The sequence below is a fragment of the Geodermatophilus sp. SYSU D00079 genome, assembly GCF_054050635.1.
In genome coordinates, this window is the sequence record NZ_JBJGZS010000039.1 from 1 (window position 1) to 25421 (window position 25421).

The 25421-nt window shown below is 74.5% G+C and carries 24 protein-coding genes; 7 read left to right on the plus strand and 17 right to left on the minus strand.

Annotated features, from left to right (window positions below):
* Positions 1-103 precede the first annotated feature (103 nt).
* Genes ACI79E_RS21060 through ACI79E_RS21070 form a run of 3 tightly spaced genes read right to left on the minus strand, consistent with a single transcriptional unit; the run spans position 104 to position 2794 of the window.
* Positions 104-928, minus strand: a complete 825-nt coding sequence (locus tag ACI79E_RS21060) for an SDR family NAD(P)-dependent oxidoreductase (RefSeq protein ID WP_456934529.1) — start codon at positions 926-928, stop codon at positions 104-106.
* 31 nt (positions 929-959) lie between these two features.
* Complete coding sequence (locus tag ACI79E_RS21065) at positions 960-1991, minus strand: zinc-binding dehydrogenase (RefSeq protein ID WP_456934530.1); 1032 nt, start codon at positions 1989-1991, stop codon at positions 960-962.
* A complete protein-coding gene (locus ACI79E_RS21070) occupies positions 1988-2794 on the minus strand; it encodes an alpha/beta fold hydrolase (RefSeq protein ID WP_456934531.1) in 807 nt (268 codons plus the stop codon). The genes ACI79E_RS21065 and ACI79E_RS21070 overlap by 4 nt, the downstream gene beginning before the upstream one ends.
* Before the next feature lie 297 nt (positions 2795-3091).
* On the opposite strand from ACI79E_RS21070, the gene ACI79E_RS21075 reads away from it, so the two are divergent.
* From ACI79E_RS21075 to ACI79E_RS21095, 5 genes are all read left to right on the plus strand, one after another.
* Positions 3092-4282, plus strand: a complete 1191-nt coding sequence (locus tag ACI79E_RS21075) for a sugar ABC transporter substrate-binding protein (RefSeq protein WP_456934532.1) — start codon at positions 3092-3094, stop codon at positions 4280-4282.
* Positions 4283-4379: 97 nt separating this feature from the next.
* Positions 4380-6005, plus strand: a complete 1626-nt coding sequence (locus ACI79E_RS21080; RefSeq protein ID WP_456934533.1) for a sugar ABC transporter ATP-binding protein — start codon at positions 4380-4382, stop codon at positions 6003-6005.
* Positions 6002-7009 carry an ABC transporter permease gene (locus ACI79E_RS21085; RefSeq protein WP_456934534.1) on the plus strand — a complete coding sequence of 336 codons (1008 nt, stop codon included), beginning with the start codon at positions 6002-6004 and terminating at the stop codon, positions 7007-7009. Before ACI79E_RS21080 ends, ACI79E_RS21085 begins: the two co-directional genes overlap by 4 nt.
* 9 nt (positions 7010-7018) lie before the next feature.
* A complete protein-coding gene (locus ACI79E_RS21090; protein WP_456934535.1) occupies positions 7019-7594 on the plus strand; it encodes a VOC family protein in 576 nt (191 codons plus the stop codon).
* A complete protein-coding gene (locus tag ACI79E_RS21095; RefSeq protein WP_456934536.1) occupies positions 7594-8136 on the plus strand; it encodes a flavin reductase family protein in 543 nt (180 codons plus the stop codon). The genes ACI79E_RS21090 and ACI79E_RS21095 overlap by 1 nt, the downstream gene beginning before the upstream one ends.
* A 21-nt stretch (positions 8137-8157) precedes the next feature.
* Here ACI79E_RS21095 and ACI79E_RS21100 read toward each other — a convergent pair whose 3' ends face one another.
* Both ACI79E_RS21100 and ACI79E_RS21105 read right to left on the minus strand, forming a co-directional pair.
* Positions 8158-8988: an IclR family transcriptional regulator domain-containing protein gene (locus ACI79E_RS21100; protein ID WP_456934537.1), complete on the minus strand. Its 831-nt coding sequence runs from the start codon at positions 8986-8988 to the stop codon at positions 8158-8160.
* A 94-nt stretch (positions 8989-9082) separates the two neighbouring features.
* Complete coding sequence (locus ACI79E_RS21105) at positions 9083-9571, minus strand: STAS domain-containing protein (RefSeq protein ID WP_456934538.1); 489 nt, start codon at positions 9569-9571, stop codon at positions 9083-9085.
* Between the two features lie 221 nt (positions 9572-9792).
* On the opposite strand from ACI79E_RS21105, the gene ACI79E_RS21110 reads away from it, so the two are divergent.
* Positions 9793-10821, plus strand: coding sequence for a chemotaxis protein CheB (locus ACI79E_RS21110; protein WP_456934539.1), 1029 nt, complete (start codon positions 9793-9795; stop codon positions 10819-10821).
* A 5-nt stretch (positions 10822-10826) separates the two neighbouring features.
* Positions 10827-12764 (plus strand): CheR family methyltransferase, encoded by a 1938-nt coding sequence (locus tag ACI79E_RS21115; protein WP_456934540.1) that lies wholly within the window; start codon positions 10827-10829, stop codon positions 12762-12764.
* Here the strand turns inward: ACI79E_RS21115 and ACI79E_RS21120 are convergent.
* The 12 genes from ACI79E_RS21120 to ACI79E_RS21175 all read right to left on the minus strand — a co-directional run bounded on the left by ACI79E_RS21120 (position 12742) and on the right by ACI79E_RS21175 (position 25288).
* Entirely contained in the window at positions 12742-14046 is a 1305-nt protein-coding gene (locus tag ACI79E_RS21120; RefSeq protein WP_456934541.1) for an ANTAR domain-containing protein, read from the minus strand. The two genes, ACI79E_RS21115 and ACI79E_RS21120, sit on opposite strands and share 23 nt — an antisense overlap.
* A complete protein-coding gene (locus ACI79E_RS21125; RefSeq protein ID WP_456934542.1) occupies positions 14043-14444 on the minus strand; it encodes a hypothetical protein in 402 nt (133 codons plus the stop codon). The genes ACI79E_RS21120 and ACI79E_RS21125 overlap by 4 nt, the downstream gene beginning before the upstream one ends.
* A 50-nt stretch (positions 14445-14494) precedes the next feature.
* Positions 14495-15403 carry an LLM class flavin-dependent oxidoreductase gene (locus ACI79E_RS21130; protein ID WP_456934543.1) on the minus strand — a complete coding sequence of 303 codons (909 nt, stop codon included), beginning with the start codon at positions 15401-15403 and terminating at the stop codon, positions 14495-14497.
* A gap of 3 nt (positions 15404-15406) precedes the next feature.
* Positions 15407-15739, minus strand: a complete 333-nt coding sequence (gene fdxA / locus ACI79E_RS21135; protein WP_456934544.1) for a ferredoxin — start codon at positions 15737-15739, stop codon at positions 15407-15409.
* Between the two features lie 26 nt (positions 15740-15765).
* The gene (locus ACI79E_RS21140; RefSeq protein WP_456934545.1) at positions 15766-16833 is read right to left on the minus strand and encodes an NAD(P)/FAD-dependent oxidoreductase; all 1068 of its coding nucleotides are present in this window, start codon (positions 16831-16833) and stop codon (positions 15766-15768) included.
* Complete coding sequence (locus ACI79E_RS21145) at positions 16830-18509, minus strand: benzoate-CoA ligase family protein (protein WP_456934546.1); 1680 nt, start codon at positions 18507-18509, stop codon at positions 16830-16832. Before ACI79E_RS21145 ends, ACI79E_RS21140 begins: the two co-directional genes overlap by 4 nt.
* A 74-nt stretch (positions 18510-18583) precedes the next feature.
* Complete coding sequence (gene boxB / locus ACI79E_RS21150; RefSeq protein ID WP_456934547.1) at positions 18584-20065, minus strand: benzoyl-CoA 2,3-epoxidase subunit BoxB; 1482 nt, start codon at positions 20063-20065, stop codon at positions 18584-18586.
* A gap of 2 nt (positions 20066-20067) precedes the next feature.
* Positions 20068-21795, minus strand: a complete 1728-nt coding sequence (boxC, locus tag ACI79E_RS21155; protein ID WP_456934548.1) for a 2,3-epoxybenzoyl-CoA dihydrolase — start codon at positions 21793-21795, stop codon at positions 20068-20070.
* A 96-nt stretch (positions 21796-21891) separates the two neighbouring features.
* Positions 21892-22593, minus strand: a complete 702-nt coding sequence (locus ACI79E_RS21160; RefSeq protein ID WP_456934549.1) for an ABC transporter ATP-binding protein — start codon at positions 22591-22593, stop codon at positions 21892-21894.
* Complete coding sequence (locus ACI79E_RS21165; protein WP_456934550.1) at positions 22594-23385, minus strand: ABC transporter ATP-binding protein; 792 nt, start codon at positions 23383-23385, stop codon at positions 22594-22596.
* Positions 23382-24383 (minus strand): branched-chain amino acid ABC transporter permease, encoded by a 1002-nt coding sequence (locus ACI79E_RS21170; RefSeq protein ID WP_456934551.1) that lies wholly within the window; start codon positions 24381-24383, stop codon positions 23382-23384. The genes ACI79E_RS21165 and ACI79E_RS21170 overlap by 4 nt, the downstream gene beginning before the upstream one ends.
* A gap of 20 nt (positions 24384-24403) precedes the next feature.
* Positions 24404-25288, minus strand: coding sequence for a branched-chain amino acid ABC transporter permease (locus ACI79E_RS21175; protein ID WP_456934552.1), 885 nt, complete (start codon positions 25286-25288; stop codon positions 24404-24406).
* Positions 25289-25421 lie beyond the last annotated feature (133 nt).

Sequence of the window (25421 nt, forward strand, 5' to 3'; positions counted from 1 at the left end):
AGAAAAAACACAACCCCCGCCCCCCCCCCCCCCCCCCCCCCCCCCCCCCCCCCCCCCCCCCCCCCCCCCCCCCCCCCCCCCTCTCTCGTGTCCGGGGGAGGCGTCAGAAGACGCCGGCGAGCGTGCCGCCGTCCACCGGGTACACCGCCCCGGTCATGAACGACGCCGCGTCGGAGGCCAGCAGGAGCGCCAGGCCCTGCACCTCGCGGGGGTCGCCCATCCGCCCCAGCAGCACGGTGTCGGCCCACGCCTGGTCGACGGCGGGGTCCTTGGGGCCGCGGCCGCCGATGTTGGTGGAGAACGGGCCCGGGGCGATGCCGTTGACCCGGATGCCGTCGGGGGCGAGGTCGACCGCCGCCTGGCGCACCAGGTTGGCCAGGGCGCCCTTGGAGGCGCTGTACCCGTAGCCGACCATCGCGTCGGCCCGCAGCCCGGCCGTCGAGACGGTGACGACGATCGAGCCGCCACCGGCCGGGCGCATGACCGTCGCCGCCGCGCGCACGGTGGCCAGCGTGCCGACCAGGTTCACCGCCAGCGCGCCGTCGAAGGTGCCCCAGTCCAGGTCGTAGAGCCGGCCCTCGGGGGTCTGCACCGACGGGCCGCCCGCGATGCCGGCGTTGGCGAAGACCGCGTGCAGCCCGCCGTGCTCCCGGGCGGCGTCGGCGACCGCGGCCTCGACCTGCCCGGCGTCGGACACGTCGCAGCGGCGCGTGCCGACCGTCCCGCCGGTGGCGGCGGCCAGGGCCGCGGCGGTGCGCTCCAGCTCCTCGCCGTCGACGTCCAGCACCGTGACGGCGGCACCGGACTGCAGCAGGCCCTCGGCGATCGCCAGACCCAGCCCGCTGGCCGCACCGGTCACCAGGGCGTGCCGGCCGTCCAGCCGCAGTCGGTCGGGCAGCGGGCGCGGGTCGGGCGCGGGGGAGCTCATGCGGGTCGTCTCCTCGGGAGGTCGGGCGTGGTCAGGCGGGGGTGCGCAGGTCGACGAGCACCTTGAACGCCGCGCTCGTGCGGTCCTCGAGCAGGCCCAGGGCGCCGGGGGTCTGCGCCAGCGGCAGCCGGTGGCTCACCAGCGCGTCGACGGCGGCGGGATGGCGGCGCACGAGGTCGGCGGCGGCGGCGAACTCCGCGTAGGTGCAGCAGCTGACGCCCAGGACGTCGAGCTCCTTGATGGGCAGCGGCCCCGGGCTGGTGGGGGCGGACGCGGCGGTCATCCCGACGACGACGACCCGGCCGCCGTGGCCGGCCAGCTCCAGGGCGGTGCCGAAGACGGCGGGGGCGCCGGTGGTGTCGACCACGACGTGCGGCCCCTCGGGCCCGGCGAGGTCGGCCACGGCGCCGGCCAGCGCGGGGGAGTCCGCGTCGGCCGTGGCGAGGCCGAGACCGGCCAGCAGCTCCCGGCGGGAGGCGACGGGGTCGACGACGAGCACGGCGGCGCCGCGGTCGCGCGCGGCCAGGGCGCAGGAGACCCCGATGGGGCCGGCGCCGAGGACGACGACGGACTCCCCGTCGGCCACGCGGCCACGGGCCACGGAGTGGACGGCGATCGACACCGGCTCCACGAGCGCGGTCTGCTCCGCGGTGAGGCCGGTGGTGACCACCAGCGCCGCGGTGTCGACCAGGAGGTGCTCCTGCAGGGCGCCGTCCCGGTGGACGCCGAGCAGCTGCAGCCGGCTGCACACGTTGACCCGTCCGTCGCGGCAGGGGCGGCACTCCCCGCACGGCAGGACCGGCCAGACGGCGACCCGCTCGCCGGCGGCCGGGCCGCCCGCGGGGTCGGCGGTGGCCACGACGGCGGAGAACTCGTGGCCCTGGACGCGCGGCAGCAGCCCGTCGTGGCTGGGGCCGAGGTCGGCGTGGTACAGGTGCAGGTCGGAGCCGCAGATGCCGACGGCCTCCACCTCCAGCAGGGTCTGGCCCGGCCGCGGAGGGCCCGGCTCCGGCCGGTCGACCAGCCGGATGCTGCCCGGGCCCTCCGTGACCGCGGCCCTCATCGGCCGGCGGCGTCCGGACCGGTGAGGAAGCCCAGCACCTCGGCCGCGACCTCGTCGGGCCGCTCGTGGTGCAGGCCGTGCCGGGTGCGCGGGAGGTCCCGCAGCTCCGCGCCGGGGATGGCCTTGGCGTAGGCCTCGCTGTGCGCGCGGGGGACGATCGTGTCGATCTCCGCGGCGATCACGAGGGTGGGGCAGGTGATGCGCGGCAGCCGGGCCGGCAAGTCCGGGTTGTGCAGGTACGGCTCGCGCGCGAAGCGGGCGAAGGCGGCCATGTCCTTCTCGGTCTGCGCGATCTGCTCCGGGGTCGGCGGCGCGGACAGCGCGGCCTCGACGAGCGCGTCGTCGTAGAACAGGGCGCGGACGAGGTCCGGCGGGGCGAGGGTGAACAGGTCGGCCGGGGGCGCCTCGGGCACCTCGAGGCCGGCGGGGGCCATCAGCACCAGGTGCTCGACGCGGTCGGGGATGGTGCTGGCCAGCTCGGCGGCGGTCCAGCCGCCGAAGGACGCGCCGACGAGGTCGAAGCGGTCGATGCCCAGGTGGTCCAGCAGGCGGAGGTAGTGCTGCACCAGGTCGGCCATGGTGGCGACCTCGGGCAGCTCGTCGCTGCGGCCGAACCCGGGGTGGTCGGGGGCGATCAGGTCGACCGACTGCGCCATCCGCTCGTGGAACGGCTCCCAGTTCCCCGCACCGCCGGCGGCGTGCAGGAACAGGACCGGTCGGCCCGAGCCCTGGCGGAACAGGCTGATCTCGCCGGAGCCCATCGGCAGCCTGGTCGGTGCTGGTCCAGTTGCGGGAACGGTCACGGGAACTCCTGCCTCGACGACGTGAACGGACACTCGTCCGCCCCGGCCAGCACCGTGACGCATGACACGTCGCGGTGTCAACGGCGGCTCCACCTGGAGGCAGGCGGACCGGCCTGCTGCGCGCGCGGGGAGGCGCTGCGGCACCGTCCGCGCTGGAAACGGACAGCTGACCGCCAGACGGTTGACAACCCCTGTGGCCGCTGTCACAGTTCCGCCACCACGACGCCCGGCCGCGCTCCCCGGCTCCCGTGGACGGCGCTCCCCGCAGCTGTGCGACCCCGAGAAGAGGACCCCTCCATGGCTCATCGCGTGATCCGTTCGCCGCGCCCGCGGCGGCTGGCCCTGCCCGTCGCCGCGGCGGCTCTGGCCCTGTCCACCGTGGCCTGCGCCCCCACGGCGAGCGACGAGGGCTCCGCCGACGCGGGCGGGGAGGCCGTGGTCTCCGACGAGACGCTCGAGCAGCTGCGCGCCGACGTCGAGGAGGCCATGGCGCAGCCGCAGTTCGAGGCCCAGGGCGAGCCGTTCTCCGTGGCCGGCCTGGCCGGCAAGAAGATCCTGTCGATGCCGGTGAGCAGCCAGCTGGAGGGTTGCGACCGCATGGCCCGCACCGTGGTCGACATCGCCAAGAGCGTCGGGATGACCGACAGCACCTACTTCCAGAACGACGGCGGCCCGCAGGCGTGGGTGCAGGGCATGAACCTGGCCATCAACCAGGGCTACGACGGCGTCGCGCTGGTCTGCGGCATCGACCCCGCCGCGCTCGCCCCGCAGATGGAGGCAGCCAAGGCCGCCGGCATCGCGGTGGTCGACATGCACCTGGCCGACGTCTCCGAGGAGCCCTCGGACCTCATCGCCGCCCAGACCAACGGCCAGTTCAACCGGGCGATGGAGCTCGGCGTGGCGCAGGCCCTCGTCGAGTCCGAGGGCCGGCCGATCGACGCGCTGGTCATCACCTCCAACGAGAACCCGCCCTCGATCGGCATGGAACAGACGGTCAAGGACCAGTTCGCCGAGCTGTGCGGCGACGAGTGCGGCGTCGAGTCGATCAACATCCCCATCCCCGACTACGCCACCGAGCTCACCAGCGCGGTCTCCTCGGCGCTGGTCGCCAACCCCGACATCCGCGCGGTCTTCACGGTCTTCGACGCCCAGACGCCGTTCGTCCTGCCGGCGATCCAGTCCTCCAACGTGGACGCCAAGACCTACGCGTTCGGCGCCGACCGCACGTTCGTCCAGCTGATGACCGACCCGGAGAACCCGATGGGCACCGACATGGGCCCGAACTTCGACTGGATGTCCTACACCGGCGCCGACCAGCTCTTCCGGGTGCTCGCCGGCCAGCAGCCCATCCCGGCCGACCAGGCGTTCTCGCCCTACCGGCTCTGGACGCCGGAGAACGCCGCCGAGGTCGAGGGTCCCAACGACGGCTTCGGGGACTCCTACGTCGAGGGCTACCGCAGCCTCTGGCTGGACGCGCCCGCCGTCTGAGCGAGGGGCAGGCCCCGGGCGCGCAGCCCGGGGCCTGCCCGCGCCCACCGTCCCCACCCACAGCGGCGCACCCGCTCCGGCCCCAGGGAAGCCCCGGATGACGACCACCGCCCTCGAGCTCCACTCCGTCTCCAAGACCTTCGGTGCGACGAAGGCGCTGCAGGACGTCTCCATGACCGTGGAGCGGGGCGAGGTCCTCGCGCTGCTGGGGGAGAACGGCTGCGGCAAGTCGACCCTGGTGAAGGTGATGGCCGGGGTCTACGACCCCGAGCCGGGCGCCCGGATGGTGGTCGACGGGCGGGAGGTGTCCCTCCCGCTGGAGGCCGGCGCCTCGCGCGACCTGGGCCTGAGCTTCGTGCACCAGGACCTCGGCCTGGCCCGGCCGCTGACCGTGCTGGAGAACCTGCTCGGCGGGGTGGCCGAGCGCAGCGGCTCGCGGGTGCGCATCCACTGGCGGGCCGAGGCGCGCAAGGCCCGCGCGATGCTGCGCAGCTACGGGGTGGACGTCGACCCGCTCGCCGTCGTCAACGACCTCCCGCCGGTCCAGCAGGCGCTGGTCGCCATCGCCCGGGCCGCCGAGGAGCTCAAGCAGTACCGGGAGCGGACCGGCGCGTCGTCCTCGGTGCTCGTCCTCGACGAACCGACGGTGTTCCTGCCCGAGGAGGAGGTGCAGTTCCTCTTCGACCTGATCCGCACGATCGTCGCCTCGGGCGCCAGCGTCGTGTTCATCTCCCACGACCTGCCCGCCGTCCGGGAGATCGCCGACCGCGTCACCGTGCTGCGCGACGGCCGGCTGGCCGCCACCGCGCGGATGAGCGAGGTGAGCGACGCGGAGATCGTCGAGCTGATCGTCGGGCCGGCGATCGCCAAGCTCGACGCCTTCGGCCACGGGCACGCGCCGGGTGCGCACGAGGCCACCGAGCCGCCGCGCACCTTCGACCGCTCGCCCGGGGTGGGGCTGCACGTCACCGGGCTGCGCGGCGGGCAGGTGCGGGGGCTGGACCTGCACGTCGCGCCGGGTGAGGTCGTCGGCCTGGCCGGGCTGCTCGGCTCGGGTGCGGAGGAGGTGCCCTACCTGCTGTTCGGCGCCAGGCAGGCCACCGGCGGGGAGTTGACCCTCGACGGGAGGACGGTGCCGGTCACCCGGCAGCAGCCGGCCACCGCGGTGGGCATGGGGCTCGCGCTCATCCCCGCCGACCGGCGCCGGGACGCCATCGCCCCGGCCGTGTCGGTCGCGGAGAACATGATGCTGCTGGTCGTGCGCCGCTTCGCCGCGGGCGGCTGGCTGCGCAACCGGCGGCTGCGCGGCGCCGCCGACGCCCGCGCCGAGGCCCTCGACGTCCGGCCGCGCCGCACCGACCTGCCGGTCGGCACCCTCAGCGGCGGCAACGCGCAGAAGGTCGTCGTCGGCAAGTGGCTGGAGATCGGGCCGCGGGTCCTGCTGCTGCACGAGCCGACGCAGGGGGTCGACATCGCCGCCCGCGCCGAGATCTACCGGGTCGTCAAGCGGGCCACGGAGGACGGCATGTCCGTCGTCTGGGTCTCCAGCGACTTCGACGAGCTGGCCGCCGTCTGTGACCGCGTCGTCGTGGTCAGCGGCGGGGTGGCCGGCGCCGAGATCCCGCTCCAGGACATCTCCCCGGAGGCCATCACCTCCGGCGTCTACGGGGCCAGCACCAGCCAGTCCACCCTCCTCCCGACCGTTGAACAGGTGGCACGATGAGCGCGACGGACGCCGTCGAGACGAAGGACCCCCAGCCGGCACCGAGCGTCGCCCAGGGCCGCGGCTCGGTCCGCGGCCGGTGGGGTGAGAAGGCGGCCCTGCCGATCGCGTGGCTGGTGCTGTTCGTCGTCTTCGCCGCCCTGGCCCCGGACACGTTCCTCTCCATGGGGAACATCGCCAACATCCTCGGGTCGCAGTCGATCCTGTTCATGCTGGCGCTGGCCGCGCTGCTGCCCACCCGCTCCGGTGACCTCGACCTGTCGCTGGGCAGCATCGGCGGGCTCTCGGCGATCCTCGTCGCGGTCCTCAACGTCCAGCACGGGGTGTCGCTGCCGCTGGCCTGCCTGGCCGCGGTCGCGGTGGGCGCGCTGTGCGGGGCGTTCAACGGCCTGTTCGTGGTCAAGTTCAAGACCGAGCCGTTCATCATGACCCTGGGCACCGGCACCCTCTTCGGGGGCCTGGTCTTCTGGATCGCCAACTCGACCACGATCGTCGGCGTCGACCGCGACCTGTCGATGTGGACCTACCTGCGCCAGATCGGCCAGGTGCCGGTGCAGTTCTACTACTGCCTGCTGGTCATGCTCGTCATCTGGTACGTCATGAACTACACCCCGCTGGGCGTGCGCAACCTGTTCGTCGGGCAGTCCCGCGAGGTGGCGGTGCTCAGCGGCATCAACGCCGACCGCATCCGCTTCGGCGCCTTCACCCTCGCCGGTGTCATCGCCGCGCTGGCCGGCATCCTCTACGTCGGCACCACCGGCTCGGCCGGGCCCACCTCGGTGGAGACCTTCCTGCTCCCGGCCTACGCGGCGGTGTTCCTCGGCGCCACGACCATCCAGCCCGGCCGGTTCAACGCCCTGGGCACCGGGGTCGCGGTCCTGTTCCTCGCCACCGGCACCGCGGGCCTGCAACTGCTCGGCGCGCAGGACTACGCCCAGCAGCTGTTCTACGGCGGCGCGCTGGTCGCGGCCGTGGCCATCTCCCGCTACCTGCGCCGCAACTGAGAGGCGGGCATGGCACCCGAACTCGGCTCCGGCCAGCCGCGCGACGGCATCATCCAGATGGCCTACGTCGTACCTGACATCCGCGCGGCGATCGACCAGTGGGTCGGCGAGCTCCGCGTCGGGCCGTGGTTCCTGCTGGACTCCTTCACCGGGGTGGATCCGGTCTACCGGGGCGCGCCCAGCCGGGCCGACGTGGCGATCGCGATGGCCTTCGCCGGGCACGTGCAGATCGAGCTCATCGCGCCCAAGGACGACGCCCCGTCGGTCTACCGCGAGACGATCGAGCAGCGCGGCCACGGCTTCCACCACTTCGGCGTCGTCACCGACGACGTGGACGCCGGCATCGCCGACCTCGAGGCCAAGGGGTACGAGCTGGCCTTCCGGGCCGGGGTCCCCACCGGCGGCGAGGTGGCCTACCTCGACGGCGGCCCCGGGCGGCCGGGCATGATCGAGCTCATCGAGTACGGCCCCGGCATGGACGCCGCCTTCACCGCGTTCTGGCGGGCGTCGCTGGACTGGGACGGCACCGACCCGGTCCGCCCCTTCGCCGCCCCCGCTGCCGACGACCCCGGGAGGACCCCCTGATGACCCAGCCCGCCGATCCGCCCGCCGAGGTCCCGGCCACCGCCGACGCGAAGGTCGACCCCGAGCTGCAGGCCCGCTTCCGCGAGGTCATGGCCGGGGTGCCGACGCCGGTGTCGGTGATCACGAGCAGCACCGGCGGGCTCCCGCACGGGACGACGGTCAGCGCGTTCGCCTCGCTGTCGATGGACCCGCCGATGGTGCTGGTGTCCCTCGACCGCGGGTCGGACCTGCTGGCCGTCGTCCGGGAGTCGGGGCGGTTCGGGGTGAACGTGCTCGGCGCCCACCAGTCGCACCTCGCGCTGGCCTTCGCCCGCAAGGGCGGCACCGGCAAGTTCCAGGGCGTGCGGTGGGAGATCGACTCCGACCTGCCCCGGCTGCCGGGGGCACCCGGCTGGCTGGCCTGCGAGGTCACCACCCTGGTCGACGGCGGGGACCACGTGGTCGCACTCGGCACGGTGGTCGCCGCCGAGACCACCGAGGGGCAGCCGCTGACCTACCACGGCCGGGTGTTCGGCACTCACGCCGCGCTGGAGCTGCCGTGACGGCACGGACGCCGCGGGGCGTCAGGCGGTGGCGGTGTCCCCGGCCGCCGGCCGGGCGACCTCCACGTGGGGCCGCGACTGCCACAGGGCCCACTCGGCGCTGACCTCTCCGGCGGCGTGCAGCAGCCGCGGCAGGTGCTCGTGCACCAGCCGCTCGGTCGAGGTCTCCGCCGCGTGCACGGTGACGTTCATGGCGGCCCGCACCGTGCCGCTGCCGTCGCGCACCGGCACCGCGACCGACCGGATGCCCGGTGCCAGCTCCTCGTCGGCCAGCGCCCAGCCCCGTGCCCGCACCTTGACCAGCTCGTCGCGCAGCTGCGCGGGATCCGGCTGGGGCGCCGGCGGCAGCCCGGCGCGGCTGGGCTCGGCGAGGGTGGCGTCGAGCTCGTCGGGGGAGAGGGCGGCCAGCAGCACCTTGCCCTGCGAGGTGCGGACGGCCGGGAACCGGGTCCCGATCTCGACCCGGAGCGTGATGATCCGGGGCACCGCGACGCGGGCCACGTAGACGATGTCGGACCCGTCCAGCTGGGCCATCGACGAGGACTCGCCGGTCTGGGCGACCAGCGCCTCCAGGTGCGGCCGGGCGATGTCCCAGAGACCGAGCGCGCTGACGTAGGCGGTGCCGAGCCCGAGCACCCGCGGCGTGAGGTGGAAGACCCCGCCGGTGGAGCGGACCAGGCCCAGCTCCTCCAGGGTGAGCAGCAGGCGCCGGGCGGTGGGGCGCGCCAGCCCCGCGGCGGCGGCCACCTCGGTGAGCGACATGGCCGGCCGCTCGGCGCCGAAGGCCGCGATCACGTCCAGGCCGCGGGCCAGCGCCTCGACGAAGTCCGGTCCCGTGCCGCGTCCGGCCATGGCCACACCTCGTTCCTGCTGCCGGCGTGCACCACCGGTCCGACCGACCCTGTCCGGGCGGAGGCGGCTGCCGGGAGCCGGGCGCCCGCCCCCATCATCCCGGACCGCACCCGGTTTCCGGCGTCCGCGCGCGTGCCGCCCACCCCGACGGGGGGAGCGGAGCCCGGCCGAGGACGGTGCTCCTGACGGCTGGGTGGCGACCGGGTCCGCAGGGGACCACGCGCGCCGACCCGGTCCCCGGCAGACCGTCGGCGGACAGGTGCCCGAGCCCGGCGAGGCCCAGCAGGTGGGCCAGGAAGGGCGGGGTGGCGACCAGCCGGAGCCCGCGGCGTCGGCTCGCCGCCAGGACCTCGGCCCGCGCGAGCACGCGCAGCCCCTCGGTGTCGCAGAAGGTGACGCCGCGGCCGTCGACGGTCCAGACCGGGTGGGTGGTGAGGGCGAGCGCCGCCAGGGCGTCGAGGAGGTGGTGGGCGCAGCTGCGGTCGAGCTCGCCGGTGACGCGCACCCGGCCGGCGCGCAGGTCGACCGACACGAGCAGCGGGCGGGGGGAGGGGGTGGAGGCCCCCGGAGGACGGACGAGCACGGTGGACCCCAGGAGGTGTCCGGGCCCGGGGCCGAGGGCTCCGGGCGGCATCACGTGCGCACGACGGTGCGCGGGGCCGGAGCTTCGACCCGAGCCGGTACCGTATCAGCGGACCGCGGAGTGTGCCGGGCGCTTCCGCCGGGCGGCAGGACTACCGTTTCCCTGTCACGGAGCCACTCACCGCGGATCGCTGCGACCTCCGTGACGGGATGGGCGGGCGCGTGGGGACTCGGCGTGACCTGGTGGTGGTCGGCGCCTCCGCCGGCGGTGTCGAGGCGCTGCAGCAGTTGCTGGCCGGCCTGCCCCCCGACCTGCCCGGGGCGGTCCTCGTCGTGCTGCACATGCCGGCCGGCGCCCGCAGCGCCCTGCGCGACATCCTGGCCCGCGTCTGCCCGCTGCCCGTGCGGGCGGCCGTGGACGGCGACCCGATCGAGCCGGGGACGGTCGTCGTCTCCGTGCCCGACCGGCACCTGATGGTGGTGGGCGACCGGACCATGCTCTCCCGGGGGCCCCGCGAGAACGGGCACCGCCCGGCGGTCGACGTCCTGTTCCGGTCCGCGGCGCGCAGCGGCGGTCCCCGTGTCGTCGGGATCGTCCTCTCCGGCGCCCTGGACGACGGGACGGCGGGCACCATCGCCGTCCGCTCCCGCGGCGGGGTCGTGATCGCACAGGACCCCGAGGACGCGATGTACGCGAGCATGCCGGTGCACGCCCGGGAGGTGGGCGGGGCCGACCACGTGGTGCCCGCGCGTGCGATGGGCGCCCTGCTCGGCCGGCTGATCGGCGAGGAGGTGGACGTCGGCGACGCCCCTCCGGCGAGCGACCTGATGGAGACGGAGACCGCCATGGCCGAACTCGACGGCGACGCCTACGACGACGAGGACCGTCCCGGCACGCCGTCCGGCTTCGGCTGCCCCACGTGCCACGGCGCGCTGTTCACCATCGACGAGGGCGGCATGGAGCGCTACCGCTGCCGCGTCGGGCACGCCTGGTCGCCGGAGGCGCTGGCCGAGGAGCAGTCGCAGGCGCTGGAGGGCGCGCTGTGGATGGCGCTGCGCGGCCTGGAGGAACGGGCCGCGCTCAGCTCGCACATGGGCCACCGGGCCGAGGAGCGCGGGCACGGCCACAGCGCGCTGCGCTTCCGGCAGCGGTCCCAGGAGGCCCTCGACGCCGCCGCCCTGCTGCGGCGGCTGCTGCACCGCGGTGAGCTGAGCGGCTCGGCGCTGCCCGACGTGGTCGAGGAGGCCTGAGCCCGGTGGGAGAACGACCGGCCGAGGGGCGCGGCCCGGACGACGACGTGGCCGCGCCCGGGGACGCCGTGGCCGCGACGGAGGACGACGGGGACGACACCGCGTCCGCCGGTGCCGACCCGGAGTTCGAGGCGCTCCTGGTGTACCTGCACGAGCGGCGCGGTTTCGACTTCACCGGGTACAAGCGGCCCAGCCTGGTGCGGCGGGTGCGGCGGCGCATGGCCGAGGTGGGCATCGACTCGATCAGCGAGTACCAGGACCACCTCGAGGTGCACCCGGACGAGTTCACCCCGCTGTTCAACACCATCCTGATCAACGTCACCGGCTTCTTCCGGGACCGCGCGGCCTGGGACCACCTGCGCGAGGACCTCCTGCCGCCGCTGCTGGAGTCGTGCGGACCGGCGATCCGGGTGTGGAGCGCCGGCTGCGCGTCGGGGGCGGAGGCATACAGCCTGGCCATCCTCCTCGCCGACGTGCTGGGCCCCGACGAGTTCCGCGAGCGGGTCAAGATCTACGCGACCGACGTCGACGAGGACGCGCTGACCTACGCCCGGCAGGCGCTCTACACCGAGCGGGAGGTCGCCGGCCTCACGCCGGCGCAGCTGCGCGAGTACTTCACCCCGGAGGGCTCCCGCCACGCGTTCCGCAAGGACCTCCGCCGCTCGGTGATCTTCGGCCGGAACGACCTCGTGCAGGACGCGCCGATCTCGCACATCGACCTGCTCCTGTGCCGCAACACCCTCATGTACTTCACCGCGGAGACCCAGGCGCGGATCCTCGGCCGGCTGCACTACGCGCTCACCCCCCACGGCCTGCTGTTCCTCGGCAAGGCCGAGATGCTGCTGTCGCACAACCAGCTGTTCGCGCCGGTGGACCTCACCCGGCGCTTCTTCCGCAAGCGCGACGGCGGCCCGGTGCCCGAGCGCCGCCTCGTGGTGCCGCCGCTGCGGGCGGCGCCGGACACCGTCGACGACGCCCTGGCCCGGCTGCGCCGGGAGGCGCTGCTGTCCGGGCCGGCCGCGCAGCTGACGCTGGACGCCGAGGGCCGGCTGGCCGTGGTGAACCACCAGGCGGAGCGGGCCTTCGGCATCGAGCAGCGCGACGTCGGCCGCCCGTTCCAGGACCTGGAGATCTCCTACCGCCCGGTCGAGCTGCGGGCCTCCATCGCCGAGGCCACCCAGATCCGCCGTCCGCTGTGGCTGCGGGGGATCGAACGGCGCCGGCCGGGGCAGGAACCGGTGCTCTACGACATCCAGGTGGTGCCGATCTGGCGGGAGGGCGGCGAGCGCCTGGGCACGACCATCGTGTTCGACGACGTCACGCGCTACCGGCGCCTGCAGCGGGAGCTGGAGCTGGCCAACCGGCAGCTGGAGACCGCCTACGAGGAGCTGCAGTCGGCCAACGAGGAGCTGGAGACCACGAACGAGGAGCTCCAGTCGACCGTCGAGGAGCTGGAGACGACGAACGAGGAGCTCCAGTCGACCAACGAGGAACTGGAGACCATGAACGAGGAGCTCCAGTCGATGAACGACGAGCTCCACTCGACCAACGAGGAGCTGCGCGCCAGCACCGAGGAGGTCGGGGCGGTCAACCGGTTCATGAACGGCGTGCTCAGCAGCTTCCGCGCCGGGGTGGCCGTCGTCGACTCCGACCTGCGGGTGCTGGTGTGGAACGCCGCCGCCGAGGACCTCTGGGGCCTGCGGCAGGACGAGGTGCAGCGCCGGCACCTGCTCGACCTCGACATCGGGCTGCCGGTCTCCCGGCTGCACCCCCTGCTGCGGCGGACGATCTCCCGGGACGGCCCCGGGCACGACACCGTGGAGGTCGACGCGGTCAACCGGCGCGGGCGCCCCGTGCTGGTGCGGGTGACGGTCTCGGCCTACGAGCAGGTGCCGGGGGAGCGGGCCGGCGCGGTCATCGTCATGGATCCGATCGACCGCTGACCGGGGCGCGCCGGGCGGCGGCGACCACCTCCTCGACGTTCCCGGTCACCACCAGCTGCGCCAGGTCGCGCAGTTTGACGTTGTGCCGGTTGCTCAGCGTGACCAGCCGGGCGAAGGCCTCGTCGGCGTTCACGCCCAGGTGGGCCATGAGCACGCCCTTGGCCTGGTCGATCACGGCCCGGGAGGTCAGCGCCCTCTCCAGGTTGCCGGCGAGGGCCCGCAGCGCGGCGCGCTCGGTGGCGCTCTGCAGCACGCCGCCGACGACGGCGGCGACCAGCTCGGCGATCCGCCGGCTGTCCGCGCCGAACGCCCCCACCTGCTCGGAGTAGACGTTGAGCACCCCGACGATCTCCTCGCCCTCCTGCAGCGGCATCGCGAGGACCGCCCGCACCCCCGGATCACCCGGGAGGTCCCGCAGCCGCGGCCACCGCCCGTCGGTGCTGACGTCGCGGGTGACGACGACGGCGCCCCGGACGTACGCCTCCCAGCACGGCCCCTGTCCGGCGGCCAGCTGCCGGCCGTCGAACTCCTGGGCGAGCGCGGAGTCACTGCCCAGCTGCTGTGGGTCCGCGGGGCATCCGATGGTGATGCTCACCCCGGCGGCGGTGGGCACCGCGTCCCGGACCAGCACCGCCATGCGGGTGAGCAACCGCGTCCGGTCGTCGTCCTCGATGGGGATCCGCGACAGCTCGGTGAGGGCGGCCGCCACACCCAGGGCGTCGACGGCGGGGACGTCGCCGTCAGCCGCCGCGGCGTCGGCGGCCGGCACCACGACCCACTGCACGCGCGGCTCGACACCGGGGACAGCGGCGGAGTCGGGGAAGCCGAACAGCTCGGCCGGCTCCCCGGCGGACCGGCGGGCCCGCAGCCGGACCACCAGCCGGCGCTCGGTCGCACCGCGGCCGACGAGGTCGCCGAGCGCGGTGCGGAACGCCTGGGTGTCGCCGACGTCCAGGTAGACGCTCAGCGGTTTGTGGCGCAGCCGGTGCAGCGGCACGGAGAGGAGGTCGGCGAGGGCGCGGTTGGCGTCGAGCAGGCGGCCGTCGCCGTCGGTGACGCCCATCGCGACCGGGACGGTCGCGGACAGGTGGGTGCGCCACCGCCGCTCGACCTCGTAGCCGGCCAGCAGCACCGCGATCTGCTCCTGCTGGACACGGAGCTCCTCCTCGGCCACCCGGAGCTCCTCCTGCGCGACCTCCAGGTCGGCCAGCCGGGTGAGTGCCTCGTCGGGCTCGAGGTCGGGGCGGCCGGCCGGGCCCGCGCTGCTCCCGGAGGCGGTCACCGGCCCTCCTCCGGTGTGCGTGCGGGAGCGGGGTCGGCCGGCGCGGGGGACTCGGTCGCGGCCTCGGCGCGGTTGAGCGCCGCCTCCCGGTGGTGGTGCGTGGCGCGGCGGAGGTGCTCGTCGGGGTTCCCGACCCCGCGGCGGGCCGCCTCCTCGTGCGCGGCCGCGGCCGCGTCGTGACTGCGGGCCGCCCGCTCGTGCCCGGACAGCGCGCGCTCCAAGGCCGCCCGGGCGTGCTCGGCCGCCTCCTCGGCCCGCTGCCGGGCCCGGCGGGCGTCCTCGGGGGAGGTCCCGTGTTCCTCGGGCATGCGACGCAGCCGGTCGGCCAGCTCCCGGGCCCGGTGGGCGGCCTCCTCGGCACGCGCCGCGGCCCGGCGACCGGGATCGTCGTCCAGCATGGGTGGATCCTCCCCCTCGGGGGCGGGGTCGCGCACGCCTGGCGGCGTGGTCAGCCCAGTCGCGGCAGCACCTCGGCGGTGAACAGGTCCACGAGCTCCCTCCGGCCGGGACCCGCGCCGACGGGGGAGAACACGAGGGTCTCCGCGCCCGCGTCGGCGTACTCCTGGATGCGGGCGGTGACGCGGTCGGGGTCGCCGTGCAGCAGGTAGCGGTCGGCCAGCGGGTCGAAGTCCTGCTGGTAGACCGCGCTCACCGTCTCGACCACCTGGCGCCGGGAGCGGGCGGCGTCGTGGTCCACGCCGCCCCAGCAGAAGACCGCGCCGCGCACGCCGTCGGGGTCGCGGCCCGCGGCCTCGGCGGCCTCCCGGACCTCGGCGAGGCTGCGGGCCAGCTGCTCGGGGGTGTACATGTACGGCATCCAGACGTCGGCGAACCGGCCGGCCCGGCGGATCGCGGCCGGACGGCGGCCCCCCAGCCAGATCGGCGGGCCGCCCGGCTGCACGGGACCGGGGTCGAGGGCCAGGCCGGGCACCCGGGTGAAGCGGCCGGCGAAGTCGACCGGCCCGCCGGCCCACAGGGCGCGGAACAGCTCCAGCGCCTCGTCGGCCCGGGCGCCGCGCTCGCCGACCTCGACCCCCGCGGCGACGAACTCCGGCGGGTGCTCACCACCCACCCCGATCCCGAGGTCGAAGCGGCCGCCGCTGACCCGGTCGAGCGTGGTGGCCATCTTGGCCGCCAGCGCCGCGGGGTACAGCGGGACGACGGTCAGCGCGCTGAGCAGCCGGATGCGGGACGTCGCACCGGCGGCCGCGGCCAGCGCGACGAAGCCGTTGGGGTGCGGGCTGTGGAAGAACAGGTGCTCCCCGGTGGCGATCCCGTCGTAGCCGGCGTCCTCGGCCGCGCGGGCCTCGGCGGCGACGGAGGTCTGGTCGCTGCTGAGTGTGAGGACGACCCGCATCGGTCAGGGGTGTTCGGCGACGAGCTCGGTGTCCACGCCGATCCGGCCGACCTTGGAGGCGCCGCCGGGGCTGCCCAGCGGGGCGTCGCGGCCGGGCAGCACCTCGACGAAGAACCGGCGGTTGTCGTCGACGTGCGGCTCGTTCTCCTCGGTCACGCGCCGGTCCTGGGCGATCGCCTCCACCGGGCAGACCGGCTCGCAGGCGCCGCAGTCGATGCACTCCTTGGGGTTGATGTAGAGCTTGCGGTCGCCCTCGTAGATGCAGTCGACCGGGCACTCCTCCACGCAGGACATGTCGGTGGTGTCGATGCACTCGGCGCCGATGACGTAGGGCACGGGGAGTCTCCTCGCGGTCGGGCGGCTCAGGCGTGCGCGGTCGCGCCGAGGCCGGCGGGGTCGTCGCTGCTGTGGCCGGGGAAGAGGGGCTGGTCGGGGTCGAGGTAGGTGGCGGCGTTGTTCACCGCGGTGGCTGCCTCCCCGAAACCCACGGCGATCAACCGCACCTTGCCGGCGTACTCGGTGATGTCACCGGCGGAGTAGACGCCGGGCACCGAGGTGCGCATCGCGGTGTCGACGAGGATCTTGCGGTCGACGATGTCGATGCCCCAGGTCTCCAGCGGGCCGATGTCGGCGGTGAACCCGAGGGCGGCGATGACCGCCTGGGCCTTGTGCGGGGTGACCGTGCCGTCCTTGGTGCGCACGTGGACGGTGTGCAGCACGTCGTCGCCCTCGAGGGAGTCGACCTGGGCGTCGGTGACGACGACGGCGGTGCCGCGCTCCAGGTCGGCGACGCTGGCGGCGTGCGCGCGGAAGTGCCTGCGGCGGTGCACGAGCGTCACCGAGGCGGCGATGGGCTCCAGCGCCAGGGCCCAGTCGACGGCGCTGTCGCCGCCGCCGACGATGACGACGTCCTGCCCGGCGTGCGCGGCCAGCTCCTTGACCACGTAGGTCAGGCCGCGGCCCTCCCACGCGGCGCCGCCGGGCAGCGGGCGCGGGGTGAAGGTGCCGATGCCGCCGGTGACGACGACGGCGCCGCAGCTGATGCGGGTGCCCTTGTCGGTGGTGACCACCAGCCGGGCGCCGGCGCGCGGCCGGGCGCCGGCCTGGTCGGTGAGGGACTCGGCGCGCTCGCCGAGGACGTAGACCGGGTCGAAGCGGGCGGCCTGCTGCACGAGGCCGGCGACCAGGTCGCGGCCCCTGATGCCGGGGAAGCCCGCGACGTCGTAGACCATCTTCTCCGGGTACAGCGCCATGACCTGCCCACCGGGCTCGGGCAGGCTGTCGACGACCGCGGTGCGCAGGCCGCGGAAGCCGGCGTAGTAGGCCGCGTACAGGCCGGCCGGGCCGGCCCCGACCACCAGCAGGTCGACGTCGACCCGGCGGCCCTCGGCGGTGGCGGCCTGCGGCGCGGCGAGGTCGGTCGCGGTCATGCGGGGTCTCCCGGGGTGGCGGCGGCGAGGTTGTCGGAGCGGGCCGCGCCGCTGAGCCGGTCGAGGGCGAGCTCGCGGATGCGGAACCGCTGCAGCTTGCCGGTGGCCGTCGTCGGCAGCTCGTCGAAGACCAGCACGTGGCGCGGGCGCTTGAACGCGGCCAGCCCCTCGCGACAGAAGGTGACCAGCTCCTCCTCCGTCGTCGCCGCGCCGGGCAGCAGGACGACGCAGGCCACCGGCTTGTCCAGGCCGTCGGCGTCGGGCAGCGACACCACGACCACCTGGTTCACCGACGGGTGCTGGCGCAGCCGCTCCTCGACCTCGGTGGGGGAGACCCAGATGCCACCGGCCTTGATGATGTCGTCGGTGCGGCCCAGCGAGGAGTAGTAGCCGTCGCTGCTGCGCACGTAGGTGTCGCCGGTGCGCACCCACGGCCCCTGGAAGACCCGCCGGGTGACCTCGGTCCGCTGCCAGTAGCCGGTGGCCGCGGAGTCGCCGCGGACGTAGAGGTGCCCGGGGGTGCCGTCGGGCACCGGGTTGCCGTCGTCGTCGACGATCTTGGCCTCGTACCCGGCGACGATCTCGCCGGTCGTCCCGGCGCGGGTCCGGCCCGGCCGGCCGCTGATGAAGATGTGCAGCATCTCCGTGGAGCCGATGCCGTCGAGCATCTCCACCCCGAAGGTGCCGGTGAACCGCTCGAACAGGGCCGCGGGGAACGCCTCGCCGGCCGAGACGCAGGCGCGGACGCTCGCGAAGGCGTCGGCCGGCAGGCCCGCGGCCAGCAGGGCGGCGTAGTAGGTGGGGCCGCCGAAGAACAGCGTCGGCCGGTGCTCCTGGAGCACCCGCAGCGTGCTGGCCGGGCTGGGCCGCGCCCGGTCCAGCACCGTGCCGGCCCCCACGGAGAACGGGAAGGTCAGCGTGTTGCCCAGGCCGTAGGCGAAGAAGAACTTGGCCACCGAGAAGGTGACGTCGTCCGGGCCGATGGCCAGCACGTCGCGGGCGTAGGTGTCCGCGGTGTCCCGCAGCGACCCGTGCCGGTGCATCGCGCCCTTGGGGGTGCCGGTCGTCCCCGAGGTGTAGAGCCAGAAGGCGGGGGAGTCGGCGACCGTGGGGTAGGGCGTGGCCGCCCGGTCGAGGAGGTCCGCGCCGGCGGCGACGAACGCCTCCCAGTCGTGCACCCGGGCACCGTCGACCTCGGGCAGCTGGTCGGCGCCGTACACGACGACGTCGGCGAGGTCGCGCATCCCGCCGAGGGCCGGGGCGAGCCCGGTGAACTCCGAGCTGAGCGCGACCAGCCGGGCGCGGCTGTCGGTGGCGAGGACGGCGATGTCCTTGGGCTTGAGCATCGTGCTGACCGGGACGGGGACCGCCCCGATGCGCAGACCGGCGAGGAAGGCCGTCAGCAGCTCGGGGGTGTCGCCCATGCACAGCAGCAGCCGCTCCTCCGGGCGGACGCCGGAGGCCAGCAGCGCGGCCGCGAAGCGGGTGACCGCCTCGTCGAGCTCGCCGTAGGTCAGGGTGCGGACGCTGCCGTCGAGGTCGATCGCCGTGATCGCCCGCCGTCCCGGGTCGGTCCGGGCGTGCCGGGTGACCAGCCACTCGGCGGCGTTGAACGGCTCGGCGCCCGGCGGCGGCGGGAGCGACGGTGCGACGGGGGCGGTGTCGAGGGTGGCCACGCTGCTCAGCCCTTCTGCCTGGGCGGGGTCGCCCGGGGAGCGGGACCGCCCCCGGGCGACTGCGCCCAGGCTGCTCAGAATCGGACGTAGTCGTACTCGACCGGCAGCGAGTTGATGCCGACCGACGGCGGGGCGATCCAGCTCGCGAACTCGCCGGGCTCGTGGTGCGGGACCATCAGCTCGGCGACCCGCGCGTGGTCCTCCGGCGTCGGCAGCCAGTCGGCGGCCGAGCGCTCCCAGGCGGCGTCGTCCAGCATCTCGCCGGTGGGGGAGATGTGGTGCCCGGAGAAGGCGCCCACCTTGCGGTTGAAGCCCTGGTGCGGCAGGTACAGCCGCTGCTCCAGGCCGGCCTCCTCCAGCTCCTGGTTCCAGCGCTTGACGCCGTTCTGGCAGTCGGCGGCGTACTCCGAGCGCAGGTCGTAGTTCAGCGCGGTGAGCATCGGGACGGTGCGGGTGGTGATCCGCCCGTCCTCCACCACCGGGATGTCCATCGTGAGGTCGGTGAGGACGTGGTCGTCCTTGCGCCGGGTCTCCATCCAGCGGCCCTTGAGGCCGGCGGTGTAGTAGGAGGCGACGTTGGAGGACGTCTCGGAGCCGAACAGGTCCAGCGACACCGAGTAGTGGAAGTTCAGGTACTTCTGGATGACCGACAGCGGGATGCCGCCGTGCTCCCAGATGTCGTCGGTGCCGTGCTGCTTCATCAGCTCGGCGGTCCGCTGGACGGTGCGTTGCACGCCGGTCGTCCCGACGAACATGTGGTGCGCCTCCTCCTTGAGCATGAACTCACAGGTGCGCGCCAGCGGGTCGAAGCCGGACTCCTTCAGCGTCCCGAGCTGGTACTTGCCGTCCCGGTCGGTGAAGTAGGTGAACATGAAGAACGACAGCCAGTCGGTGGTCTCCTCGTTGAACGCGCCGAGGATGCGCGGGGAGTCGTAGTCGCCGGAGTTGCGCTTGAGCAGCTCCTCGGCCTCCTCCCGGCCGTCCTTCCCGAAGTAGGCCTGCAGCAGGTAGACCATCGCCCACAGGTGCCGGCCCTCCTCCACGTTGACCTGGAAGAGGTTGCGCATGTCGTACAGCGACGGCGCGGTCATGCCCAGGTGCCGCTGCTGCTCGACCGACGCGGGCTCGGTGTCGCCCTGGATGACGATCAGCCGGCGCAGGTCCGAGCGGTACTCGCCGGGGACCTCCTGCCAGGCCGGCTCGCCCTTGTGCTGGCCGAAGTTGACCTTGCGGTCGGGGTCGCGCTCGGCGAGGAAGATGCCCCAGCGGTACTCCTCCATGGGCACCCGGTCGAAGTGCGCCCAACCGTCCCGGCCGACGGCGACGGCGGTGCGCAGGTAGACGTCGTGGGTCGGGATGGAGGGGCCGAGGTTCCTCCACCAGTCGAGGAACTTCGGCTGCCAGCCCTCCAGCGCCCGCTGCAGCTTGCGGTCACCGGCCAGGTTGACGTTGTTGGGGATGCGCTCGCTGTAGTCGATCTTCGACAGCGGACCGGTCGGCGTGGGGGCGTCACCGGTGACCGTGCCGCTCTGGGGGGTGGACTCGGTCGTGGTCATGCTCAGACCCGCTTCCTGTCGTAGTCGGCCCGCTTGCCGGTGCCGTACCGGCGCAGCGCTCCTTCCGGGCCAGCGGCGTTGGGCCGCTGGAAGATCCAGTTCTGCCAGGCGGTGAGCCGGCCGAAGACCTTCGTCTCGGGGGTCTCGCGGCCGGCGAAGCGGAGGTTGGCCTCCATGCCGGTGAGGGCGTCGGGGGAGAAGCTGGCGCGCTCCTCGACGACCAGGCGGATCTCGTCCTCCCAGTCGATGTCGTCCGGGGTGCTGGTGACCAGGCCGAGCTCGGCCGCGTCGGCGGCGAGCAGGTCACGGCCCACCGCCGCCTCGGCGGCGGCCAGCTCGTCGGCGCTGCCGAGGAACCGGACCTGCAGGCGGGACAGGCCGTTGCCCATGGGCAGCAGGCCGGTGTTGAACTCGTCGAGCCGGACGACCGCCGGCGGCAGGGGGGCGTCGTCCTCCTCGAACTGCCCCTCCAGCATGAACTGCCGGTCGGCGGCGAAGGCGATCTCGGCCAGCGCACCGACGAAGCACGAGCCGGGCTCGACGAGGGCGAACAGGCTGCGGCTGGTGGTGTCCAGCCGCTTCATCGTCCGGCGGTAGAAGCCGATCGTCTCGTTGACCAGCCAGTGCTCGCGGTTGGCCAGGAGGAACTCGTCGTAGGCGGCGGCGGTGGCGACGTCGCCCTCGGTGCGCAGCAGCCAGGTGCCGATCGCCAGCTCGTTGGTGCGCAGCCGCAGGATGGCGTCGTCCAGCTCGCGGGTGGCGGCCAGCAGCCAGGCGGTGTCGCCCTCCCGGGCCAGCTCCTCGACGCTGCCGGGGACGGCGGTCGGGCCGAGCACGGTGATCGTCGCGGTGCCCGAGTCGCGGTCGAGGACGACGCGGACGTGCCGGTAGCGGGTGGTGTCGCCGTCGACCTCGCGGTGCAGCGGGGTCAGCTGCACGCCGGTCGCGCCGGCGCCGGGCCGGGTCGAGCCGGCGGCGAGGTCGGCGGCGCGCCGGGCGACCTCGGCGGCGAAGTCGCGCGCCTTGACGGTGGCGTCGACCAGCCGCCACTGCACCGCGCGCTCGCCCCGGATGCCCTCGGCGGTGGTGGAGAAGACGTCGGCCAGGTCGCGCCGCACGCCGCGCTTGTCGACCACGCGGGTCAGCCCACCGGTGCCCGGCAGCACGCCGAGCAGCGGCACCTCGGGCAGCGAGACCGCCGAGGAGTTGTCGTCGACCAGCACGATCTGGTCGCAGGCCAGCGCCAGCTCGTAGCCGCCGCCGGCCGCGGTGCCGTTGACCGCGGCGAGGAAGGACAGGCCGGAGTGGGCGCTGGCGTCCTCGAAGCCGTTGCGGGTCTCGTTGGTGAACTTGCAGAAGTTCACCTTCCAGCTGTGCGGGGAGGCGGCCAGCATCTTGATGTTCGCCCCGGCGCAGAACATCCGCTCCTTGGCGCTGGTGACCACCACCGCCTTGACCTCGGGGTGCTCGAAGCGGATCCGCTGCACCGCGTCGTGCAGCTCGATGTCCACGCCCAGGTCGTAGCTGTTCATCTTCAGCTCGTAGCCGGGCACGATGCCGCCGTCCTCGGCCACGTCGAGGGTCAGGGTCGCGATCTCGCCGTCGACCGACAGGGTCCAGTGCTTGTAGGCCTCGGGCGAGGTGTCGAAGGAGACCTCGGTCGTCGTGGCCGGCTCGGCGACCGGGCCGGGGCCCTCCGTCGCGACCGAGCGGTTCTCGAGCGTTGTCACGGGACCTCCAGGGAGTTGCCGGCGCAGGTGTGTGACGCCCGCCACCCATCCTGACGTGCTACACGAAGCCGCGCAAGAGGCCTGGTGGATGTAGCGCTAGGCCACGCCCAGCAGCGCCGCGGCGACCGAGCTGTCGCTGCGGAACTCGAGGGTGGGGGAGCGGTGCACCACCCGGCCCTTGTCCATCACCGCGATCTCGTCGGCGACCGCGAAGGCCAGGTGGAGGTCCTGCTCGACGACCACGAGGGTCACCCCCTCGGCCTTCATGCCGCCGATGGCCGTCCCGATCAGGTCGACCACGGCCGGCGCCAGCCCGTCGGAGGGCTCGTCCATGAGCACCAGCCGCGGGTTGGTCAGCAGCGCCCGCGCGATGGCCAGCATCTGCTGCTCCCCACCGGAGAGCTGTCCCGCGGTGTGCCGGCGCCGCTCGCCCAGCCGGGGGAGCAGCTCCAGCACCCGCGGGACGTCCCACGGGCCGCGCCCCCGCCCGCGGCGCGCGGCGAGGTCCAGGTGCTCGGTGACCGTCAGCGGCGCCCACACCCGCCGGCCCTGCGGCACCAGGGCCACCCCGGCCCGCGCGACGACGTCGGGACGGCGCCCGGTGAGGTCGGCGCCGTCCAGGGAGACCGACCCCGCCGACGGCGTCACCAGCCCCATGAGGGTGTGGATCAGCGTGGTCTTGCCGACGCCGTTGCGGCCGAGCAGACCCACCACGCGGCCGTCGGGGACGTCGAGGTCGACCCCCTGCAGGACCGTGCTGCGCTTGTAGCCGGACCGCAGCCCGCGGACCTCGAGCACTCAGCCCACCTCCAGGGACGCCGGACCGGAGCCGTCCAGGAACAGGGCGCCACGGCCGGTGCCCAGGTAGGCCTCCTGCACCGCGGCGCTGGCGCGGACCTCGTCGGGGGTGCCGGTCAGCAGCACCCGGCCCAGGTGCAGCACCGTGACCGATCCAGCCAGGGCGAACACGACGTCGAGGTCGTGCTCGACGATCACCACCGTCACCGACCCGGGCAGGGCCTGGAGCAGCCCGACCAGCCGGGCGCTCTCGGCCGGCGACATCCCGGCGGCCGGCTCGTCGAGCAGCAGCAGCCGCGGCTCGCAGGCCAGCGCGACCGCGACCTCCAGCTGCCGCCGCTCGCCGTGGGAGAGCGCGGCGACCGGTGTGCCGGCGCGGGCGGCCAGGCCGACGTCGGCCAGCAGCTCCCGCGCCCGCTCCCGGGCGGCGGCCTGCCGGCGCGGCACCAGGGAGTGCCGGCTGCGGTGCTGCCGCTGGGCGGCGAGCAGCACGTTCTGCTCCACGGTCTGGGAGAGGAACAGGCTGGAGTGCTGCAGCGTCTGGCTGATGCCGCGGCGGGCGCGCTGCGGCTCGGACAGCCGCGTGACGTCGTCCCCGGCGAGGGTCACCGTGCCGGAGGACACCCGCATCGCGCCGGTGACCAGCTTGAACAGCGTGCTCTTGCCCGCGCCGTTGGGGCCGATGAGGGCGTGCCGGGCGCCGGGCGGGACGTCGAGGCTGACGTCGTCCACGGCCGTCAGGGCACCGAAGGAGCGGCTCACCCCTGACAGGGACAGCAGCGGGGTGGTCACGTCGGTTCCTCCCGCGTGCGGCGGCGGCGGAGCCCGGCGAGGCCGGCGACGCCGCGCGGCAGCACGTACACCGCGACGACGAAGACCAGGCCCAGCAGCAGCGGGCCGTGCCCGTCGAGCGTCGGGCCGAAGGTGTCGCGCACGAGGACGACGACCGCGGCCCCGAGCGCCGGCCCCCACAGCGAGCCGGCGCCGCCCAGCACGACGGCCAGCAGCATGAGCGCGCTGGTGGTGAAGCCGGTGTCGCTGGGGTTGACGATCCGCACCAGGCCGGCGAACAGCCCCCCGGCCAGCCCGGCGAACCCGCCGGCGATGACGAAGGCGGCGTACTTGTAGCGGAACGGGGAGTACCCCAGGGAGCGCATCCGGGCCTCGTTGTCGCGGATGCCGCGCAGCACGCCGCCGAAGGGGGAGGAGGCCACCAGCCACAGGCCGAGCGCGCCGAGCAGCACGACGGCGAGGACGAACCAGTACACGTACCCCGCCAGGGTCAGCGGCGTGCCGGCGATGCGGACCGACGGGATGCCGAACAGGCCGTTGGAGCCGCCGGTGACCGACGACAGCGACTGGGCCAGCTGGTGCACCAGCTCCCCGATGGCCAGGGTGAGCATCAGGAAGAAGACCCCGCCGCTGCGCACCGCCAGCCACCCGGTCGCCGCGGCCGCGACCGCGCCGGCGACCGCCGCGGCCAGCACGGTCACCAACCCCTCGGCGGTCCAGTGGACGGCCACGAGCCCCGCGGTGTAGGCGCCGATGCCGAACCAGGCCGCGTGCCCCAGCGAGGGCAGCCCGGTGAGGCCGACCAGCAGGTCCAGGCTCATGGCGAACAGCGCGAACACGAGGATGCGGGAGACGGTGTTCGTGCCGAACGGGTCGACGAACAGGGGGACGGCGGCCAGCACCGCCAGCAGGGCCAGCCCGAGGACGGCGGCCAGCGGCCGGGACGGGCGGCGCCGCGCCGGGGCGGCCGCAGCCGGGGCGCCGTCCGCGGTGCTCACGACAGGAGGGCTCTCCACGCTCATGAGTGGGCCACCTTCCCGGCGAAGAGTCCACGGGGTCGGGCGATGAGGACCAGGGCCAGGGTGCCGAAGAGGATGAACGAGGCCAGGTCGGGCAGCAGCGCGCGCCCGAGCGACTCGACCTGCCCGATCACCAGCGCCCCGATGAGCGCGCCGCGGATCGAGCCGAGCCCGCCGATGACCACGACCACCAGCGCCAGCAGCAGGATCGTCTCGTCCAGGCCCGGCCGGGCGCCGTACACCGGGGCGGCCAGCACGCCGGCGACGGTGGCCAGCATCGACCCGATGCCCAGGACCGCGACCTTCACCTTGCGGTTGTCGATGCCCATCGCCGAGACCATCTCCCGGTCGGCGACGCTGGCCCGGACCAGCGCACCGACCGAGGTCCGCTCCACGACCAGCCAGACGACCAGCGCCAGGACCAGCCCCACGCCGATGACCAGCAGCCGGTAGGCGGGGTACGCGCTGCCGGCGACGTCCACGCTGCCGTCCAGGCCCGGCGGCGGGGAGACCGAGCGGACGTCGTTGCCGTAGACGATCGACAGCACCTCGGCCACGACCAGCGAGATGCCGAGGGTGAGCAGGGCCTGGTCCAGGATCGGCCGCCGGGCCAGCGGCTCGGTCATCCCCGACAGGACGCCGCCGGCCAGCAGCCCGACGAGCGCCGCGACCCCGAGCGCGGTGAGGAACCCGCCCCACGAGTCGCCGGCGACGAAGCTGACCGCGAGGTAGGAGCCGACGAGGAAGAACGCGCCGTGGGCGAGGTTGAGCACGTCCATCATCCCGAAGACGATCGACAGCCCGACGGCCAGGACGAACAACAACGAGCCGATGGCGAAGCCGTTGAGGATGCTGACGAGGTTCGCGTCGAACCACCCGAGCACGGGCTGCTCCTTCCGGGGGTGGGGGGGGGGGGGGGGGGGGGGGGGGGGGGGGGGGGGGGGGGGGGGGGGGGGGGGGGGGGGGGGGGGGGGGGGGGGGGGGGGGGGGGGGGGGGCGGGTGTGGGTTTGGGTTGG

Excerpts from the sequence above, each read along its gene's own strand:
- ACI79E_RS21060 (WP_456934529.1), bottom strand. The coding sequence starts at position 928 with ATGAGCTCCCCCGCGCCCGACCCGCGCCCGCTGCCCGACCGACTGCGG.
- ACI79E_RS21065 (WP_456934530.1), bottom strand. The coding sequence starts at position 1,991 with ATGAGGGCCGCGGTCACGGAGGGCCCGGGCAGCATCCGGCTGGTCGAC.
- ACI79E_RS21075 (WP_456934532.1), top strand. The coding sequence starts at position 3,092 with ATGGCTCATCGCGTGATCCGTTCGCCGCGCCCGCGGCGGCTGGCCCTG.
- ACI79E_RS21080 (WP_456934533.1), top strand. The coding sequence starts at position 4,380 with ATGACGACCACCGCCCTCGAGCTCCACTCCGTCTCCAAGACCTTCGGT.
- ACI79E_RS21085 (WP_456934534.1), top strand. The coding sequence starts at position 6,002 with ATGAGCGCGACGGACGCCGTCGAGACGAAGGACCCCCAGCCGGCACCG.
- ACI79E_RS21090 (WP_456934535.1), top strand. The coding sequence starts at position 7,019 with ATGGCACCCGAACTCGGCTCCGGCCAGCCGCGCGACGGCATCATCCAG.
- ACI79E_RS21095 (WP_456934536.1), top strand. The coding sequence starts at position 7,594 with ATGACCCAGCCCGCCGATCCGCCCGCCGAGGTCCCGGCCACCGCCGAC.
- ACI79E_RS21100 (WP_456934537.1), bottom strand. The coding sequence starts at position 8,988 with ATGGCCGGACGCGGCACGGGACCGGACTTCGTCGAGGCGCTGGCCCGC.
- ACI79E_RS21125 (WP_456934542.1), bottom strand. The coding sequence starts at position 14,444 with ATGCTGGACGACGATCCCGGTCGCCGGGCCGCGGCGCGTGCCGAGGAG.
- ACI79E_RS21130 (WP_456934543.1), bottom strand. The coding sequence starts at position 15,403 with ATGCGGGTCGTCCTCACACTCAGCAGCGACCAGACCTCCGTCGCCGCC.
- ACI79E_RS21140 (WP_456934545.1), bottom strand. The coding sequence starts at position 16,833 with ATGACCGCGACCGACCTCGCCGCGCCGCAGGCCGCCACCGCCGAGGGC.
- boxB (WP_456934547.1), bottom strand. The coding sequence starts at position 20,065 with ATGACCACGACCGAGTCCACCCCCCAGAGCGGCACGGTCACCGGTGAC.